Source organism: Flavobacterium flavipallidum (assembly GCF_038289905.1).
GTDB lineage: Bacteria > Bacteroidota > Bacteroidia > Flavobacteriales > Flavobacteriaceae > Flavobacterium > Flavobacterium flavipallidum.
The window spans coordinates 1-18,707 of the sequence record NZ_JBBYHU010000018.1; the positions used below are offsets into that span (position 1 = coordinate 1).

The following is an 18,707-nucleotide window of genomic DNA, read 5'->3' on the forward strand; positions in this document are numbered from 1 at the left end:
CTCTGGAAATCCCTTTAGAACGTTTGATTTCTATGGCAGGAACAATCCAGTAGTCTAGTTTTTCATCAGATAAATGATTACTCAAAGGAAATGTATAAACACCTGTGTTTTCAAAACAAAACAGTAGTCAAATCTATTTTCTGTTTTACTAAATTTTTTAAAATTACCTTAATACCTTTTGAGTTATTCTCTACAATGAAATGATTAGAAACATTAGGTGTTTGTTTGTCTAAAATGACTACATCCAATTTTGATTTTGAAATGTCAATACCTACGTAAAATAAATAGTTTTTCATAACTTTGATTTAGGATAAACAAAAAAGTTGAACTTCTTTAGAGCCTTTATTAGACCTCAATGTCTATCATTCTATTTGAAGCAATTCAACGGGATTCAAGGAGAAGACAGAGGACTAATGCGCTAAATAAGTCACAAGCTTTGCAGACATGATAGTTCACCTCTGTTTTCCTTTGAATAAATTTAATGTTTTTTACCAAATACAAAGTAAAGGCAGGAATTGAATGCGGGTTTTGTACCTGTGAGAAAACCGAATAAACTGCCTTATGAAACTATTTCGGCTTCTTATGATTTAGAATATGGTACAGATACTTTAGAAATCCATAAAGATGCTATTCAAAAAGGGGATAAGGTTTTGATTCACGATGATGTGCTGGCAACCGGAGGAACGGCAAAAGCGGTTTGTGAATTGGTAGAAAAATTAGGAGGTGAAATTGTGCAATTGAATTTCCTGATGGAGCTAACTTTTCTAAAAGGCAGAGAAAAATTAAATGGTTATGATATTTTTGCAGTTTTAACGTACTAATTTATTACTCTCAAAGTTAGTTATAGTAACAGCTAATAACAGCTATTGTCATTTTTTAGCTTTTTAGTAATCCAATGACTGAGGCGAAAGTTTAATTTAATCTTGGGCTGTTTTTTCAGTTAGACCACAAAAAAAGCTCCAGTTGAGGAGCCTTTTTTGTATTATTAGGTTGGATTTTATTTCTTTTTTGAAACTTTCATGTTCAAAACTTCAACCAGTAATGAGAATGAAATCGCAAAATACAAATAACCCTTAGGAATTGGAGTTACGTGACCACCAAAAATCAAAGCATTCGATAAATGAGCACTTTCGGTAAGTAGCATCAAACCAATTAGGATTAAGAAAGACAATCCTAAAATTTGGATAGAAGGGTGTTTGTTGACAAAAGTCCCAACAGGAACCGCAAATTGCATCATGATTAAAACCGAAACAATAACTGCGGCTATCATAATGTATAAGGCACCCGCAACACCATTAGTCATCCCTACAGCTGTCAAAATACTATCGAAAGAAAACACAATGTCAATTAAAATAATTTGAACAATAACACTACTGAACGATTTTGTTGCCGACTTTTTAATTTCTTGTTCTTCTTCTCCTTTATGGTCTACTTTTTCACGGATTTCGTTAGTACTTTTATAAATTAGAAATAATCCTCCTAACAAAAGGATGATACTTTGTCCGGAAACTTCGGCGTGCATCCAGTTGAAATTGATTGTAAACCAAGGTTCTTTCATTGCAATTAAAACAGTGATTCCAAAAAGGAGGGTTATACGCATAAACATCGCTAAAAACATCCCTATTTTGGTAGCTTTTTTACGGTTTTCCTCTGGTAATTTTCCTGTGGCTATCGATATGAAAATGATGTTGTCAATCCCTAGTACAATTTCCAGAAAAGTTAAGGTTAACAAAGCAATCCAAGCATCGGGATTTAAAAATACTTCCATTTTGAGTTATGAGTTATGGGTTATGTGTTTTAGGTTTTTTGTTTAATTTGAAATTTTGGTAACAGTTCCTCTTTGTTTTTGATCAGAACCAACGATACCAAATTCAAAAGTATAGGTTTTTCCCGAAGTCGTCAAGATTTTCATATTAATTGATTTCTCTTCAGCCCTATTTTTTGGATGGAGTTTTCTCAAAATATATTCGCAGTCGCTTACCCATCTTATCGATGCCGTATCTGTTTTCCTTTCAAAAGTTTCAATTTCTATACTGTCATTTCTTTCAAATACCGTTACTTTTTTTTCACCGTTAACTTCGTGTTCAAAACGGAATTTCCCGGTTTTAAAGTCTTTACAATTGTGTTCGGCTTGATAGCAGGAAGCAAAAAACAAGAGTAGTGGAAGTAGTATAATTTTTTTCATTCGATTTATCAGTTTAGATTCCCCTCTATTAGAGGGGGTAGGGGGTGTGCATTTATTGAATTTTAATATCGTATTTGTCTAAAAGTCCCGGAATTCCCTGCATCGAAAATTTGGCTTTTCTCATCGGGTTGAATTCTGGATCAATTTTATAATTATAAGCTGTCAGGAAGTTCACTTCTTTTAGTTGAGTATCATTAAAAACTGCATTGTCTAAATTACAATTCTCAAAAACCGAATTCGAAAGATTGCTCCCGATGAAACTTACTTCTTTCATAGAACAGCTATCAAATCGGGTTTTAGGCATTTTTTTATTCGAAAAAGAAGCATAATCCAGCATGCAATCGTTAAAACTAACGGCAAACATAAAGTCGGCGCAATGGTTAAACGGAATTCCCAGTAATTTACAATTGGAGAAATGAACTGTTTTTAGACTTGTTCCTGTTAATGTAGTCATCGAAAGATTGCAGTTAATGAACTCGCAATCCATAAAAGTATTGTTAGAAAAATCGCTGTTAGAGAAATCGCAGTTTTTAAAAACGCAGTCTTCAAACTCCCGATTGCTGACTTTTTTATTGATGAAAACTACTTTTTCAAAAGTTTTCTGAATATGAATAAGTTCTTCCATTAGAAGTTTTTAGGTTTTCTTGATGTATGTCTAACCCGAAGAATTTGAATACAATCAGCGGTAATTTGGTACGAAATCATATAATCATAAACAAAGCAAACTCTGAAAGTTCCGGCGTTGTTATTCTTTTTTGAATCGAGTTTGTAGATTTCGGGTTTGGTTTTAAGAATTTGAGTGCTTTCAAAAATTTTATCAATTACTTTATCAGCAATTTGGATAGATTTGCTTTCAAATAGAATATAAAAATGAATATCCTCCAGTTGTTGTAAAGCATCGGAAGACCAAATTATTTTCTTCCCCATTTTTTTGAAATTGCTCTTGCTTCATCTTCAGTATGGAAATGCCCTTTTTGGATACTTTTCAGCGCTTTTTCAATATCGATATTGTATTCAGCATCTGTAGTTTCTAAAGAGGAGGAGTTTGTAGTAAGCAAAAGATGTTTCAATTTTTCAACAAAATTAGGGTCTTTTACTTTGTCAATTTCCTGATGTATCCAATTGATTTCGGCTTGAATATCCATGATTCTAATTTTTAGTAAAGATACAAATTAATCGTTAAATAAAGCTTTCATTAGGAATTGTAAGCCTTTAAAAGCTAAAATTACTGCAGTAATACAAAATGCAATTCCGAAACCTAGAACTAAATAATGCCACACATTTTGCTGGTTCATAAAAGCATTGTGAATGAACGAAGGCCCCATGAAAAGCAAAGGCAAAGCACCTGCTAAATATTTTACGCCTTTTGATAATAATTCTTTGTTTGTAGACATGTTTTTTTATTTAACTACAAAGAGCACAAAGCTTTCGTAAAGCGCTCTATGATTTTTAGTTCTAATATTTTTTAAGTAACTAAGGACTAATCGCTAAGGACTAGGGACTATTTACTATTATAAAAATCAACTGCTTTGCGTACGCTGCCGTGTTCTTTTAGTAATTGAGCGGCTTCTTCGTAGCTTACAGGAATTTCACCCATAATCATTTTAGTTCCGCGATCTACCAATTTGTTGTTACTTAATTGCATATCGACCATTTTGTTGCCTTTTACTTTTCCCAATTGAATCATTGTTGCAGTCGAAATCATATTCAAAACCAGCTTTTGAGCCGTTCCTGCTTTCATTCTGGAACTTCCCGTAACAAATTCAGGTCCTACCACTACATCAATAGGAAATTGTGCTGTTTGCGAAAGCGGACTTCCTGCATTGCAGGAAATGCTTCCTGTAATGATATTGTTTTTGTTACAGGCTTCTAAACCGCCAATAACATAAGGCGTAGTTCCCGAAGCGGCAATTCCAACCACCACATCATTTTCGTTGATGTTGAATTCCTGTAAATCAATCCAGGCCTGGGTAGCATTGTCTTCTGCGTTTTCAACCGCTTTACGAATCGCTTTGTCGCCACCGGCAATAATACCCACTACTAAATCAAAAGGGACACCAAAAGTAGGAGGACACTCCGAAGCATCGACCACACCCAAACGTCCTGAAGTTCCTGCGCCTATGTAAAATAAACGCCCGCCCAGTTTCATTTTAGCAACAATTTGAGTGACTAAATTTTCAATTTGAGGCAAGGCTTTTTCAACAGCAAGCGGAACGGTTTTGTCTTCGTTATTGATATTAGAAAGTAAGTCAGAAACTGACATCTTTTCTAAATGTTCGTATTTTGAGGATTGTTCGGTGGTTTTTATGAAGGTCATTGTTCTTTCTTTTATTGTTTTTTAATATATGTTTTGCTGTATTCTTCTGTTATAGGTCCTTTGTTATTCTCCCAATCAAACATATATTTATCATCGTGTCCGAACCAACCTATACCATCAGCTTTAAATGTTTTTGGATTAGCATCTTTGACTATTTTGTTCTTAAAAAGAACATTTTTATTATCCTTTATGTAATAAGAACTTACAATTTTGGCAGAATTATAATCCAGTGAATCTATTTTTAAATTATGATAATAATAAAATTTGTTATCTTTTCCCCAGTCTTTATCAATTGCAACAAAATTTTTAGGAATTACATTGTGTAGTTTTTCATATGTATAATATACATAATTCTTGTCTTTTGCCCATAAAAGGTCATCAATAACTATAAAAGTTTTTGGGTCAGCGGATTTAATTTCAGAGTCTACAGCTCTAAATTGTAATAAAAAAACATGATTTTTGTCTTTCCAATAATATTTTTTTATTTGTTTAAATGTTTTTGGATCAGCATTATTTATAATATTTGTCGAAACAAAAACATGATTTTTATCTTTTGCAAGATTAATATTTAGATTATGCTCAATTACTTCAAAAGATTCATAATCTGCTTTTTTTATTTCGGCATATTGTAATCCAAAACGAGCAGCATTTAAATATCTTAAATAAACCTTTCCATCTTTCTTAGTATAATCTTTACAACTTGAAAGAAGAACAATTATTAGTATATATATTCCTGTTTTTATTTTCATTGTTTTAGTATGAAATGTTTTTTAAGAAAGTAAAAAAATTATAAAAAATAAGCCAGAGCAATTCCTAAAACAATCATCGAAACTTTGGCAACATTAAATTTATGGCCTTCGCTACTTTCGAAAATAATAGTTGAGGAAATATGAAATAATATACCAATAACTACAGCGGTAATTTCGCTATGGTATTGATTTAATCCCGTAAGATAATCGGAAGCGAATGTTCCCAATGGTGTCATCAATGCAAAAGTAAGCATGAAGGCAAAAATAGCTTGTTTGTTTAAATGCGAATTAATGAAAAAGCTAGTTAGAATAATAGCAATAGGAAGGTGATGAATAGCAATTCCAAGAGCTAAATTATCGTGATTATGCCCCACAGGAAATCCTTCTAAAAACGCGTGAATACAAAGACTGATGAACAACAACCACGGAATATGCGACATGTTAGGGTGTCCGTGTACGTGACCATGCTCGGCACCTTTTGAGAAAAATTCCAGTATAATTTGGAACAAAATCCCCAGCATAATAAAAATCCCTGCATTGTGATTGTGACTTTCATCAACACCATGATTGTGACTTTCGTAAATCTCAGGGAGTAAGTGCATTACCGTCAAAGAAAGCAAAAAAGAACCACTAAAAGCTAACAGTAACTTTAGATTGGTTTTCTTTTTAGGTTTGAGGACTAAGGCAATGATGTAACCTATTAGTACAGAAAGTAAGGGTAAAAGGTAGTTCATTATTTGAAAATAAGGATAAGTCGTTCGCTTTCTGTTTTGTGAAATTTTTTCAGTTTATAATCTCCAAAAATATCCAAAAGATAAATTCCAGCTTCTTCCATCATGGTTTCGAAGTCCTGTAAAGTCAGGGCTTTTACTTTTTCGGTAAAATGATATTTATGGCCTTGGTCTTCAAAATCAATTTCTTTAAAAATATGACCGTCGGCTACATAGCGTTTCAGGTGAAAATCGATTCCGTCCACTGTTTTTACTTCTTCGGGAACCAGGGTTTCAATTACCTGATTGACATTCATAAAGTCAATAACCGCAAATCCGTATTCGGTTAAACTATTTTTGATGGCTTTTAAAGTGGTAAGATTGTCATCGTCATTTTCGAAATAACCAAAACTGGTAAACAAATTAAAAATAGCATCGTATTTTTCTTCGAATTCTTCACGCATGTCGTGGACTTTGAAGTGTAAAGTTTCATTCGAATAGTTGCTTGCTTCAGCAATGCTGTTCTCGGATAAATCGGCACCAATGACATCAAAACCTAATTGGTTCAGATAAATGGCGTGACGGCCTTTGCCACAGCATAAATCCAAAACTTTAGCTTTTTCAGGAAGATTTAAATAATGGGTTAAATTATCCATGAAAAGCTGCGCTTCTTTGTCATTGCGTTCTTTGTAAAGAATGTGATAATAAGGAGTGTCAAACCAAGAGCTGAACCATGTTTCGTTTGTTTGGTCTTGATTTGTTGTAGTTGTTTTTTGTGCTGCCGACATTTATACTGTTCAATTAATTCTATCACGCAAATTTAGTGTATTTTTGCGGAAATATACTATTTCAGATGGTTTGGAATTTAAACAAGCGTCCCGATAGCTTTTGGGACTGTCTGGCATAGCAATTTAATTATTGGAATTTAAAAGAGAAATGGAAGAAAATTTTAAGATGATAGCCAAAACCTTTTTTGGTTTTGAAGAAATATTAGCTACTGAATTACGCAATTTAGGAGCGCAACAAGTAGAGCAAGGAGTAAGAATGGTGAGTTTTAAAGGGGATAAAGGGTTTATGTATAAGGCTAATTTGTCTTTGAGAACTGCTTTAAAAATCTTAAAACCAATATATTCTTTTAGGGCTAATAACGAAAAAGCCTTGTATAAAGGCGTTTCTAGCGTGAACTGGTCGAAGTTTATTAATGCTAATCAGACTTTTGTAATTGATACCACAGCGCATTCCGAATTTTTTACACATAGCGAATTTATTTCTCAAAAATGTAAAGATGCTATTGTGGATCAGTTTAGAGAAAGAACTGGTCAACGTCCAAGTATTGATAAAGTGCATCCTGATTTAAGAATCAATATCCATATCGATAAAGATCAGGTTTCAGTAGCATTAGACACTTCTGGTAAACCATTGAATCAAAGAGGTTATAGAAGTTCGACTAATATTGCACCTATAAACGAAGTCTTGGCTGCGGGAATTTTGTTGCTATCTGGTTGGGACGGACAAACGGATTTCTTAGATCCTATGTGTGGTTCGGGAACTTTCCTAGCCGAAGCAGCCATGATTGCTTGTAATATTCCGGCCAACATCAACCGCAAAGAATTTGCATTCGAAAAATGGAAAGATTGGGATAATGATTTGTTTGACAAAATCACCGATAGCTTGTTAGGTAAGGTGCGTGAGTTTCATTATACAATAAAAGGTTATGACAAAGCGCCATCGGCAGTGAGCAAGGCCAAAGAAAATATTCGAAATGCAAATTTGGAAGAATATGTAAGTATTGAAGGTAATAATTTCTTTGATACCGAAAAAACATCAGAAGGGAAGCTGCATATTGTATTTAATCCGCCTTACGATGAGCGTTTGGATATTCACATGGAAGAATTTTATAAAAATATAGGAGATACTTTGAAACAAAGTTATCCGGGAACGAATGCCTGGTTTATTACCGGTAATCTGGATGCTTTGAAGTTTGTAGGTTTACGTCCTTCTCGAAAAATAAAATTATTCAATGCCGGACTCGAAGCGCGCTTAGTGAAATATGAAATGTACGAAGGAAGCAAGAGAACGAAGTTTCAGGAAAAAAATTAGAATTCAGAAAATAGAGTATAGAGTATAGAAATTAACGGTTTGTACGTAACACTTCAAATTTCAAATAATAAAATCATGACAAAATTACAACTAAGAGCATTTTTATATCAATTGGGAACTTTTGCCTGTTTGTTTGTTTTATTCCGTTATTTAATTCATTCCTATAGTGGACTTACTGGCTTTTGGGAACCTTTTGCAGCTTTTGTTGTTGCAACATTCATAGGGCCCAAGTTTCAGGCGGTAAAGACCAAGGATGGTGAGAAGTTGTTTATGAAATGGGTTTTTTTAAAAGGGATTAAGGAAATAGGATAATAAGTGTTCAGTATTCAGGCTTCAGATAGCAGATTTTAGAATACAGACTTAATGTAAAAATATAAACCGCAAAATTCGCTGAGCAATCATTGAATTTGCGGTTTTTTATTGGTAATAAAACAAGGAATGTGTTTGGATCTGTAAGATTTACTATTGAAATAGATAATGACGCGAAATTTATAACAAACTATTTCTTTTTAATTGGTGGAAGCATTTTTAAAATAGTTATTTTTATAAAGATTAAAATAACTACATTACTAAAAGACAAATTAGAAATTTACACTTGAGTTTATGAGCAAAGAAAAATTAAAAAAAGATGCCTTACAATACCATGCTGAACCGCAGCCTGGGAAAATTAAAATAGTACCTACTAAAGCTTATGCTACCCAACGTGATTTGGGTCTGGCTTATTCTCCGGGAGTTGCCGAACCCTGTTTAGAAATTGCAAAAAACGTGAATGATGTGTATAAATATACTTCTAAGGGAAATCTAGTTGCTGTAATTTCAAACGGAACGGCTGTTTTAGGATTAGGAGATATAGGTCCTGAAGCATCTAAACCGGTGATGGAAGGGAAGTCGTTGTTGTTTAAAATTTTTGCAGATATAGACAGTATCGATATCGAATTAGATACCAAAGATGTTGATAAATTCATTGAGACGGTAAAAATTATGGCGCCTACTTTTGGCGGAATAAATCTGGAAGATATAAAAGCACCGGAAGCTTTTGAAATTGAAACGAGACTTAAGGCAGAATTAGATATTCCGGTGATGCATGATGACCAACATGGAACTGCTATCATCTCGGCGGCGGCCTTGTTGAATGCATTGGAACTAATCAATAAAAAAATTGAAGAAGTACGCATTGTAGTGAGTGGTGCGGGAGCTGCGGCTGTTTCTTGTACCAAATTATATAAGGCTTTTGGCGCCAAAGCTGAAAATATTGTGATGCTCGACAGCAAAGGTGTAATCAGAACGGACAGAGAAAATTTATCGGCTGAAAAATTAGAATTTGCTTCCGACAGAAAGATTGATACTCTGGAAGAAGCGATGGTAGATGCTGATGTTTTTATTGGATTATCTATTGCCGATGTTGTGAATGCCGAGATGTTACTGACTATGGCAAAAGACCCGATTGTTTTTGCAATGGCCAATCCGGACCCAGAGATTGCTTATGAATTGGCGGTGCAGACAAGAAAAGATATCATCATGGCTACAGGACGTTCGGATCATCCTAACCAGGTGAATAATGTATTGGGATTCCCATATATTTTCAGAGGAGCATTGGATGTCAGAGCAACAAAGATCAATGAAGAAATGAAAATGGCTGCCGTTACGGCTTTGGCTGAATTGGCAAAAGAATCGGTTCCTGAGCAGGTAAATATCGCTTATGGCGAAACGCGTCTGGCTTTTGGTCGTGATTATATTATCCCAAAACCTTTTGATCCAAGATTGATTTATTCGATTCCTCCAGCTGTTGCTAAGGCAGCAGTAGAAAGTGGAGTCGCTCGATTGGCCATTGATGATTGGGAGGCTTACAAAGAAGAGTTGTTGTTACGATCAGGTAATGATAATAAAGTGGTAAGAATGCTGCATAACAGAGCTAAGACAAATCCCAAAAAGATTGTATTTGCTGAGGCTGATCAATTGGATGTCTTAAAAGCGGCTCAAATTGTTTATGAAGAGGGGATTGCCATTCCTATTTTATTAGGTAACAAAGAAACGATTCTTGAACTTAAAACCGAATTAGATTTTAATGCTGATGTTCTTATCATTGATTCTAAAGATGCAGCGTCTAAAGAAAAAAGAGAGGAATATGCTTTGAAATATTGGAATAAAAGAAAAAGAAGCGGAGCCACATTATACAGTTCGCAATCTAAAATGCGAGAACGTAATTATTATGGAGCAATGATGGTTCTTGAAGGTGATGCCGATGGAATGATTTCGGGTTATACCCGAGCTTATCCAACGGTGGTGAAACCTATTTTTGAAGTAATAGGAAAAGCTGCTGATGTAAAAAAAGTGGCAACTGTAAATATTTTGACAACAGACAGAGGACCAATGTTCTTAGCTGATACAGCAATAAATATTGAGCCAACAGCAGAAGAATTAGCCGATATTGCTCAAATGACAGCTAATGTGGCTTCTACTTTTGGTTTCGATTCTGTTATCGCAATGCTATCGTATTCTAATTTTGGTTCATCAACTCATGCTAATTCTGCCAAGGTGAGAAAGGCTGTAAGCATTTTGCACGAAAGTAATCCTGAATTAGTAGTTGATGGAGACATTCAAACTGATTTTGCTTTGAACACCGAATTATTAGAAAAGACTTTTCCATTTTCAAAATTAGCTGGTAAAAAAGTAAACACACTTGTTTTTCCAAATCTGGAATCAGCTAATATCACTTATAAATTGATGAAAGAATTGAATAAGTCAGAATCCATTGGGCCTATCATGATGGGATTAAGTGAATCTGTTCATATTTTGCAATTAGGTGCAAGTGTCAATGAAATTGTAAACATGACAGCAGTAGCTGTGGTTGACGCTCAGGAACGAGAGAAAGCAGGAAAGTTGTAATAACGAAAAAGATACATTTTGAGGTGACTTTAATGTTATTCAAATTAATTATTTAATGCTCATTTGTCAAGATGTTCATCTTTTGAACTGCTTGCTATCACTGGTTTTGCGAGAAATTCGGTTACCCTGTTTTTACGTTTGTTAGGGTAACCGATTTTAACACCAATGGTTTGAGATTTAATAGATAATTTGAATAGCATCAAAAACAAAAAAGCCTGTAAATCATACGATTTACAGGCTTTTGAACCAATTTGAATTTGTTTTTGTGGAGTCGCCGGGAATCGAACCCGGGTCCAAACAAGCAACTAAAGAGCTTTCTACACGCTTATTTCCTGATTGAATTTTCGATAGGATGCTAGGCCGGGAACAACCACATGCTACTTAGCTTCTTAATTTTCGAAATCCGTCCGAAGCTAACAGAAATCTAGGTCTATTTTTACGGTTCCCCTGTACTGACCGCCATAAACCAAGGCTTTCAAGGAGAATCCAGCTTCCCTACCTTGTAGGGACGTGGCGTAATCGTACTATGATTCGGATTATGCAGCTAAAGCGTAAGTATTTTCGCCGTTTAAAAGTTCGAGATCTTATATTAACGAGCAAGCCCTCAATGCTCGACGTGCTTACTGTTCAATTCGACTCGCTGTCAAAACCAGTCGACCCCAGTATTATATTTGTCTCAAAATAAATTTGAGAGCGCGAATATACAATTTCTACTTTAAAATTACTATTTCAAAATAACCTTCTTACAAAAATTATTCCTCATTTTCTTCTTTGCTAAATTTGAATGGGTAATCACCAAATAAAGGTGCTAACTTTTTAGTTTGATAGGTCTTGGTTGTGTATTTATTAGATAAGGAAATAATGGTAACATGTTCTTTTAACAAAGTGATGTAGGATGAGGTATTTCCATGCCACCATCCGTTATGAAAGTAAAAGTTTTGTCCGGTTTCCCAATTGATCATTCGAATTCCAAGCCCATAATTTCGTTCCCCTTTTCGTTCCTGACTAAAAGGAGTATAGACTAATTTTAAAAGTTTTGGACTTAAAAAGTCAGGATTATTGCGGGCTAGGTCAAATTTTAATAAATCCCTTGGCGTAGAATAAATGTTTTTATCACCATAAATTTTATCCAAGTAATCTTTACCTATCTCAACCTTATTGCCTTTGTAAGAAGGAACTATAGAGTCTTTGTCTCGGTCATAATTAAAAACAAAGGTATGATTCATTCCTAATGGTTTGAAAATCATACGGGCCATGGCTTTCTCGTAACTGAGTCCGGTTGCCTTTTCTATGATTAGTGCCAAAACGGCATAATTAGTATTGCAGTAGGCAAAACGAGTGTTAGTTCTAGATTCTAAACCAATTTCTTTGGTTGCCATTAAATCAACAATATCTTTGTTGGTTAAAATGTTATGTCTATCCCAAACACCATCTTTTTTATCAGTGAAATAGGCGTAGTTACGCATTCCGCTTCTGTGATTCAAAAGCATTTTTACTGTTACTTCCGGAAATGGAAAATTGCGAATGATAGTGTTTACTTTTTGGTCTAAACCAATTTTTCCAGCATCAATTAATTTTAAAACTGCTGCTGCGGTTAGTATTTTACTTACTGACGCTAAATGCAATGGAGTAGAAGCAGTTATAGGTCTTTCGTCTCTAAAATTAGCCATTCCTTCATATTTTTCGAAGATAATTTGACCATTTTGAGCAACAAGAAAACTACCATTCATGCTATTATTAGACCAGTTTTTATTGTAAAAATGTTCTACAGCATTTTTTTTAGCATTAATATATTGTGCAGTTAATTTAGGAAGTTTTTTTCTTGGAGGCTCCATGTGAGGCATGGTGTCTTTGGGTTTTTCTTTTTCCGCAGACATACCCATTTTATTCTTAAAATCACAAGAGCATAAAACTAAAATAGGCAGTATTAATTGTAGTATATTTGTCTTTTTTATAAAAATCATCTTCATAAGCTATATTCGCAAATATATAGAATCAATCGCTTTTGTTTTCTGTTTTTCTATAATGTTAACAGATTTTTTTGAAAGTTTTTAAATGATGATTTTCTATGTTTTTGGCTTTCAGCTTTTAATGGTTTTTTTTATAAAGAGAAATAATAAAATAACTAAAATTCTTGTTTTTTTATGTAGTAAAATACTGTTTTGAAAACCAGAAATTAAAGGAAATCAATATGAAATTTGGAATAATAAGAGAACGTAAAAGTCCCGCAGATAAAAGAGTAGTGTTTTCGCCTGATGCATTGGTAAAATTAAAAACGCTTTATCCGGAAGTAAGTATTAAAGTTGAAAGTTCTACGGGTAGAGTTTTTAGTGATGCCGATTATCAAAATAAGGGAATTGAAGTTGTTGATGACCTTAGCGATTGTGATATTTTATTTGGTGTAAAAGAAGTTCCGGTTGAAGATTTGATTCCTAATAAGTCTTATTTCTTTTTTTCGCACACCATAAAAAAACAACCGCATAATCGTACTTTGTTACAAGGATTATTGGCAAAAAATATTGATTTTTATGATCATGAAACTATTGTAGACGACACTAATCACCGACTTATTGGTTTTGGATATTATGCCGGAATGGTTGGAGTATATGATAGTATTAGAGCATTCGGGATAAAATTTGAATTGTTTAAATTGCCTAAAGCAGAAACACTTTCTGGAAAAGAAGATTTAATTCGTCATTTAAAAAGGATTATTTTGCCTCCTATTAAATTTGTCGTAACCGGTAAAGGAAAAGTAGGTAGTGGTGCTATAGAAATCTTGAATGCCATTAAAGTAAAATCGGTGACGGTTGATAATTATTTGAGTAAAAATTATACGCAGCCGGTATATACGCAAATCGATGTATTAGATTATAATGTGCGTAAAGATGGTGTGATTTTAGAAAGAACAGATTTTTTTAAACATCCTGGCGAATACGAGGGTAATTTTGAGCGTTTTACTAAAGTATCTGATATTGTCATTACAGCTCATTTTCATGCAATTGAAGCGCCTCAAATTCTAAGCAGAGAAATGCTTCAGTCTCGAGATTGCAAAATAAAAGTAGTGGCTGATATTTCCTGTGATGTTAATGGTGCAATTGCCTGTACGCTGCGTTCGTCTACTATTGACGAACCTTTATATGGTTATTTGCCTGTAGAAAATAAAGAAGTCGATATGTTTCATCCTGCAGCAATTGTAGTAATGGCAGTTGATAATTTGCCTTGTGAATTACCAAAAGATGCCAGCGAAGGTTTTGGCGAAATGTTTATAGAACATGTGATTCCTGCTTTTTTCAATGGAGATAAAGATGGAATTTTGGCCAGAGCCAAAATTACCGAAAACGGCAAATTGACTTCAAGATTTTCTTATTTACAGGATTACGTAGAAGTTAGAAGTTAGAAGTTAGAAGTTAGAAGTGAGAATTTATGAGACTTGCTTACTAAACCTTTTTACGGATAGATGAAACTTCCCACTTCTCACTTCTAACTTCCTACTTTAAATCATGTCTTCAGGTTTTACCCAGCTGTCAAATTCTTCCGGAGTGACATATCCCAATCGAACAGCTTCTTCTTTAAGAGTCGTTCTGTTTTTATGAGCAGTTTGGGCAATTTCGGCGGCTTTGTAATAGCCTATTTTAGTGTTTAGGGCGGTGACTAACATTAAGGAATTGTCTAAGAGTTCTTTAATGCGTTTATAATTAGGTTCGATTCCCTGGGCGCAATGTTCGTCAAACGAAACACAGGCATCACCCAGTAATCGTGCTGAATGCAGGAAGTTGGCAGCTATTACAGGTTTGAACACATTCAATTCATAATGTCCCTGCATACCACCAATGGAAATTGCGACATCATTTCCCATTATTTGTGCGCAAACCATAGTTAAGGCTTCACATTGGGTTGGGTTTACTTTTCCAGGCATGATTGATGATCCGGGTTCGTTTTCCGGGATTAGGATTTCTCCAATTCCCGAGCGTGGTCCCGAAGCCAGCATTCGGATATCATTAGCTATTTTATTCAAGGAAACCGCTAGTTGTTTCAAAGCTCCATGCGATTCTACAATGGCGTCGTGAGCCGCTAAGGCTTCAAATTTATTTTTAGCAGTTACAAAGGGAAGTCCTGTAAACTGAGCAATATATTGAGCTACTTTTGCATCATAACCTTTAGGAGTGTTTAATCCTGTACCAACGGCGGTGCCGCCAAGCGCAATCTCGGCTAAATGGGGCAATGTATTTTTAAGTGCTTTAATGCCGTGGTTTAGTTGGGCAGCATAACCTGAAAGTTCTTGTCCTAAAGTCAGGGGAGTAGCATCCATCAAATGGGTACGACCAATTTTTACTACGTTTTTGTATTCGGCAGCTTTGGCGTCAAGTGTATTTTTTAGTTTATCTACTGCTGGAATGGTGATTTCGATAATTGCTTTGTAAGCGGCAATATGCATGGCAGTAGGGAAGGTGTCATTAGACGATTGCGATTTATTGACATCGTCATTGGCTTTGATAAATTGTTCGCCTTCGCCAATTTCAAATCCTTTTAAAACCTGAGCCCTATTGGCAATAACTTCGTTGATATTCATGTTGCTTTGTGTTCCTGAACCTGTTTGCCAGATGACCAAAGGAAATTGATCGTCTAATTTTCCGGCAAGGATTTCATCGCAAACAGCGGCTATGACATCTCTTTTTTCAGAACTTAAAACACCTAAATCACAATTGGTAAAAGCGGCTGCTTTTTTAAGATAAGCAAAACCATAGATGATTTCCATGGGCATAGATGCAGCTGCTCCTATTTTGAAATTGTTTCTGGAACGTTCGGTTTGTGCGCCCCAGTATTTATCGGCAGGAACTTGGACTTCACCCATAGTGTCTTTTTCTATTCGGTATTTCATGATTGTTCTTATCGTATTTTTTTATAGAAATGTTCTTGGTACAGCTGTTTTTTTTAGCCCTGAAGGTTCCGATAGCTATCGGAACGATATCCTTTTAGGCCTTTCTTAAGGCGTAAAAGATAAAGCGGACAGCAAGTCCCGATAGCTATCGGGATAGCTACTTATTAACAAAATGTATATAAATGTACGCATAAATGAATTTTTATAAAAATTGACTGTTGTTTTTATTGCTAAGAAAAAAATTAACTGTTACATTTGTGGCTACATTCAAAATTCCGGAAAACATGTTTGAATTTTCACAGTATTTAGGCTTTTTACTTTTCTTAACCATCCTTACAATGGGGTTTTGGTTAATGTTTTTCCTTGTTAGCTTCGTATCTTACTGGGTAGGAGGTGCTGCTTGGGAAAGATTCAAAGAAAAGAGAGCAAAAAATCAGGAAGCACAATAATAATTGGGTTTCAAAATAAAAAAGGATTCGTAAAAACGAATCCTTTTTTTTGTACGCTATTGTTTCTATTTTAGTCAAACTATCCCCCAATGGCAATCATGGAGCGATTATCCTGATTTAAAACAGGATTATCAACATCTTCAGGTGTAGCCATTCCGGCTCTTACTTTCTTTTTGTTTTTAATAGCTAAAGCTATAATATTTTCGATTGCTTCGCCATTTCTATAAGCCGTAAGTAAATCGGTTTCTGAGTTTGAAAAAAGGCAGTTCTTGATTTTTCCATTTGCCGTAAGGCGAATTCTATTGCAGCCGTCACAAAACGGATTAGTAATAGAACTAATAATTCCGAAACTTCCTAAATGTTTTTTGATTTTGAATTCTCTTGCGGTGAAGTTTTTTTCGTCCTGCAGTTTCTCCAAATTCGATTCTGAAAAATGAGCCGAAATTTCATTTAAAATTTCTGTTTGAGAAACCATTTTGCTTCTGTCCCATTGGTTTCCGGCAAAAGGCATAAATTCGATAAAACGAATCGAAACAGGTAAAAACTCCGTCAGATTAATAAAATCAATGATTTCGTTATCATTAAATCCTTTAATCAAAACCACATTTACTTTTACCTTAAAATCATTATTCAACAGCAAATGTAAATTATCAATTACCTTTTCAAATTGATTGCGAAGGGTAATCGTATTGAATTTGGAAGCGACTAAAGTATCTAAACTCAGGTTGATTTTTTTGACGTTAAATTGTTTTAAAACGTCAATATGTTTGTCAATTAGAATTCCGTTAGTTGTAATCGAAATTTCAGTTTCTAATTGAGCTAGTTTTTCAATAATTTCAGGAAAATCTTTTCGCAACAGCGGTTCGCCTCCTGTTAATCTTATTTTATTAACGCCATTATTTACGAATGTTTGGGCAATAGCAAAAACCTCATCGGCAGTCATTAAGTCCTTTTTTGGAGATAATGCAATTCCCTCAGCAGGCATGCAATAAGTACAACGTAAATTGCATTTCTCGATTAAAGAAATACGCAAATAGTTGTGTTTACGACCAAAATCATCCGTTAATATGGTGTTATTTGGTATCATGATTACTCCCTTTTAGGATGTGAAAAACATGCAAAACATGCGGAAAAACAGCATCCATCGATTCTTTAGCACCGTTAACTGAACCCGGCAAAGCCAAAATTAAACTGTCTCCGATAGTTCCCGCCACTGAACGCGAAAGCATGGCATACGGCATTCGGTCCTGACCGTAATTACGAATCGCTTCTTCAATTCCGGGAATTCTATTTTCCAATAGTGGTTCTAATGCTTCCGGTGTAACATCTCTTGGCGAAAGCCCGGTTCCTCCGGTAAAAATGACCAATTGGTTATCTTCGGCATATTTCTTAGTTCTATCTTGAATAAAATCAACCTCATCGGGAATGATTTCGTAATGCGAGGTTTCAACACCATACGATTCTAATTTCTCAACAATAACTTTTCCCGAACGGTCTTTTTTATCTCCTGCAAAAATAGAATCGGAACAAACAAAAACAGCCGCTTTTAAAACATCACGGAACTTGTTCTTATAAGATGATTTTCCACCTTTTTTCTCCACTAATTTAATAGTCGAAATTTCGATATTCTTATCAATCGGTTTCAACATATCATACATCGTCAACGCCACAATTGAAGCTCCGTGCATAGCTTCTACCTCAACACCGGTTTTGTAAACCGTTTTTACTGTAAAAAGTATATCAATTGTTAAATCCTTGATTTCATAAGCCACCGCCGTATATTCAATTGGCAACGGATGACAATCAGGAATCGATAAATGTGTGTTTTTTACAGCAAATAAACCTGCTGTTTTAGCCATTTCAAGCACATTGCCTTTGGGAACCAAATTTTTCTCAATAGCTTTAATAGTTTCCGGCAAACTCACTTTTACCGTTGCCATGGCTGTTGCTGAGCGCAACGTACTTATTTTATGGGTAATATCTACCATTTTTATTTATTTTGCTTCCAAATGAAGTCTTCATTTTCAAATATTTCCTTACCAAAGATAGGGACTTCGGTTTTAATCCAATTTACAATGGCTTCAGTAGCTTCATAAACCTGTGTGCGATGTCCTGCAGAAACAAAAACAAACAGACAAATTTCACCTGCTTTTACTACTCCTAAACTATGGTAAATGTGCATGCAAACCAAGTCAAATTGAGCAAAAGCTCTTTCTCTAATTACACTTAAAGCTTCATTAGCCATTTCTTCGTAAGCCGTATATTCAATTGCTTTTACCACATTTTCTTCATGAATATCGGCACGAACCTGACCTAAAAAAATATTGTGTGCACCAATAGTATGTTTCCCTTGATGTTTCGCAATGGAATCGGCTATAAATTCTGGAGTAATGGCTCCTTCTATGAAAACTTTTTTGCTCATGTTATTATTT

Annotated in this window: 21 protein-coding genes, 1 other RNA gene and 1 pseudogene; 6 read left to right on the plus strand and 17 right to left on the minus strand. The window is 34.8% G+C overall.

Annotated elements, in window-relative coordinates:
* Window positions 1-110: 110 nt before the first annotated feature.
* Entirely contained in the window at window positions 111-296 is a 186-nt protein-coding gene (locus tag AAEO59_RS09760; RefSeq protein WP_341700552.1) for a hypothetical protein, read from the minus strand.
* A 213-nt stretch (window positions 297-509) separates the two neighbouring features.
* Here AAEO59_RS09760 and AAEO59_RS09765 point away from each other — a divergent pair.
* Window positions 510-821: pseudogene (locus AAEO59_RS09765) on the plus strand (adenine phosphoribosyltransferase); the annotation flags it as partial.
* A gap of 176 nt (window positions 822-997) precedes the next feature.
* On the opposite strand, the gene AAEO59_RS09770 reads toward AAEO59_RS09765, so the two are convergent.
* From AAEO59_RS09770 to AAEO59_RS09815, 10 genes are all read right to left on the minus strand, one after another.
* Window positions 998-1,768, minus strand: a complete 771-nt coding sequence (locus AAEO59_RS09770) for a TerC family protein (RefSeq protein ID WP_341700553.1) — start codon at window positions 1,766-1,768, stop codon at window positions 998-1,000.
* Window positions 1,769-1,810: 42 nt separating this feature from the next.
* Window positions 1,811-2,185 carry a DNA topoisomerase IV gene (locus tag AAEO59_RS09775; protein ID WP_341700554.1) on the minus strand — a complete coding sequence of 125 codons (375 nt, stop codon included), beginning with the start codon at window positions 2,183-2,185 and terminating at the stop codon, window positions 1,811-1,813.
* Window positions 2,186-2,237: 52 nt separating this feature from the next.
* The gene (locus tag AAEO59_RS09780) at window positions 2,238-2,810 is read right to left on the minus strand and encodes a pentapeptide repeat-containing protein (protein WP_341700555.1); all 573 of its coding nucleotides are present in this window, start codon (window positions 2,808-2,810) and stop codon (window positions 2,238-2,240) included.
* Entirely contained in the window at window positions 2,810-3,112 is a 303-nt protein-coding gene (locus tag AAEO59_RS09785) for a type II toxin-antitoxin system RelE/ParE family toxin (protein WP_341700556.1), read from the minus strand. Before AAEO59_RS09785 ends, AAEO59_RS09780 begins: the two co-directional genes overlap by 1 nt.
* Entirely contained in the window at window positions 3,097-3,330 is a 234-nt protein-coding gene (locus AAEO59_RS09790; RefSeq protein WP_341700557.1) for a hypothetical protein, read from the minus strand. The genes AAEO59_RS09785 and AAEO59_RS09790 overlap by 16 nt, the downstream gene beginning before the upstream one ends.
* A 27-nt stretch (window positions 3,331-3,357) precedes the next feature.
* The gene (locus AAEO59_RS09795; RefSeq protein WP_341700558.1) at window positions 3,358-3,579 is read right to left on the minus strand and encodes a DUF6095 family protein; all 222 of its coding nucleotides are present in this window, start codon (window positions 3,577-3,579) and stop codon (window positions 3,358-3,360) included.
* Window positions 3,580-3,686: 107 nt separating this feature from the next.
* Entirely contained in the window at window positions 3,687-4,502 is an 816-nt protein-coding gene (gene murQ / locus AAEO59_RS09800) for an N-acetylmuramic acid 6-phosphate etherase (RefSeq protein WP_341700559.1), read from the minus strand.
* Window positions 4,503-4,513: 11 nt separating this feature from the next.
* On the minus strand, window positions 4,514-5,251 hold the full coding sequence (locus tag AAEO59_RS09805) for a DKNYY domain-containing protein (RefSeq protein ID WP_341700560.1): 738 nt from the start codon (window positions 5,249-5,251) through the stop codon (window positions 4,514-4,516).
* A gap of 38 nt (window positions 5,252-5,289) precedes the next feature.
* Window positions 5,290-5,985 (minus strand): ZIP family metal transporter, encoded by a 696-nt coding sequence (locus tag AAEO59_RS09810; RefSeq protein ID WP_341700561.1) that lies wholly within the window; start codon window positions 5,983-5,985, stop codon window positions 5,290-5,292.
* On the minus strand, window positions 5,985-6,749 hold the full coding sequence (locus AAEO59_RS09815) for a class I SAM-dependent methyltransferase (RefSeq protein ID WP_341700562.1): 765 nt from the start codon (window positions 6,747-6,749) through the stop codon (window positions 5,985-5,987). The genes AAEO59_RS09810 and AAEO59_RS09815 overlap by 1 nt, the downstream gene beginning before the upstream one ends.
* 148 nt (window positions 6,750-6,897) lie before the next feature.
* Here AAEO59_RS09815 and AAEO59_RS09820 point away from each other — a divergent pair, with 148 nt between their 5' ends.
* The 3 genes from AAEO59_RS09820 to AAEO59_RS09830 all read left to right on the plus strand — a co-directional run bounded on the left by AAEO59_RS09820 (window position 6,898) and on the right by AAEO59_RS09830 (window position 10,947).
* Window positions 6,898-8,061 (plus strand): THUMP domain-containing class I SAM-dependent RNA methyltransferase, encoded by a 1,164-nt coding sequence (locus tag AAEO59_RS09820; RefSeq protein ID WP_341700563.1) that lies wholly within the window; start codon window positions 6,898-6,900, stop codon window positions 8,059-8,061.
* 75 nt (window positions 8,062-8,136) lie between these two features.
* Window positions 8,137-8,373 (plus strand): hypothetical protein, encoded by a 237-nt coding sequence (locus AAEO59_RS09825; protein ID WP_341700564.1) that lies wholly within the window; start codon window positions 8,137-8,139, stop codon window positions 8,371-8,373.
* Between the two features lie 291 nt (window positions 8,374-8,664).
* A complete protein-coding gene (locus AAEO59_RS09830) occupies window positions 8,665-10,947 on the plus strand; it encodes an NADP-dependent malic enzyme (RefSeq protein ID WP_341700565.1) in 2,283 nt (760 codons plus the stop codon).
* A 263-nt stretch (window positions 10,948-11,210) separates the two neighbouring features.
* Here the strand turns inward: AAEO59_RS09830 and ssrA are convergent.
* Both ssrA and AAEO59_RS09840 read right to left on the minus strand, forming a co-directional pair.
* Window positions 11,211-11,608, minus strand: a transfer-messenger RNA (tmRNA) gene (gene ssrA / locus AAEO59_RS09835).
* Window positions 11,609-11,699: 91 nt separating this feature from the next.
* Window positions 11,700-12,917 carry a serine hydrolase domain-containing protein gene (locus AAEO59_RS09840; RefSeq protein ID WP_341700566.1) on the minus strand — a complete coding sequence of 406 codons (1,218 nt, stop codon included), beginning with the start codon at window positions 12,915-12,917 and terminating at the stop codon, window positions 11,700-11,702.
* A 221-nt stretch (window positions 12,918-13,138) separates the two neighbouring features.
* On the opposite strand from AAEO59_RS09840, the gene AAEO59_RS09845 reads away from it, so the two are divergent.
* The gene (locus tag AAEO59_RS09845; RefSeq protein ID WP_341700567.1) at window positions 13,139-14,344 is read left to right on the plus strand and encodes an NAD(P)-dependent oxidoreductase; all 1,206 of its coding nucleotides are present in this window, start codon (window positions 13,139-13,141) and stop codon (window positions 14,342-14,344) included.
* Between the two features lie 96 nt (window positions 14,345-14,440).
* Here the strand turns inward: AAEO59_RS09845 and fumC are convergent, their stop codons facing one another.
* A complete protein-coding gene (gene fumC, locus AAEO59_RS09850) occupies window positions 14,441-15,826 on the minus strand; it encodes a class II fumarate hydratase (protein WP_341700568.1) in 1,386 nt (461 codons plus the stop codon).
* Window positions 15,827-16,083: 257 nt separating this feature from the next.
* Here fumC and AAEO59_RS09855 point away from each other — a divergent pair, with 257 nt between their 5' ends.
* Complete coding sequence (locus AAEO59_RS09855) at window positions 16,084-16,275, plus strand: hypothetical protein (protein WP_341700615.1); 192 nt, start codon at window positions 16,084-16,086, stop codon at window positions 16,273-16,275.
* Between the two features lie 79 nt (window positions 16,276-16,354).
* Here the strand turns inward: AAEO59_RS09855 and moaA are convergent, their stop codons facing one another.
* Genes moaA through AAEO59_RS09870 form a run of 3 tightly spaced genes read right to left on the minus strand, consistent with a single transcriptional unit; the run spans window position 16,355 to window position 18,697 of the window.
* Window positions 16,355-17,362, minus strand: a complete 1,008-nt coding sequence (gene moaA / locus AAEO59_RS09860; protein ID WP_341700569.1) for a GTP 3',8-cyclase MoaA — start codon at window positions 17,360-17,362, stop codon at window positions 16,355-16,357.
* A complete protein-coding gene (gene moaCB, locus AAEO59_RS09865; RefSeq protein WP_341700570.1) occupies window positions 17,349-18,263 on the minus strand; it encodes a bifunctional molybdenum cofactor biosynthesis protein MoaC/MoaB in 915 nt (304 codons plus the stop codon). Before moaCB ends, moaA begins: the two co-directional genes overlap by 14 nt.
* Window positions 18,264-18,265: 2 nt before the next feature.
* Complete coding sequence (locus tag AAEO59_RS09870; RefSeq protein WP_341700571.1) at window positions 18,266-18,697, minus strand: molybdenum cofactor biosynthesis protein MoaE; 432 nt, start codon at window positions 18,695-18,697, stop codon at window positions 18,266-18,268.
* Window positions 18,698-18,707: the final 10 nt, after the last annotated feature.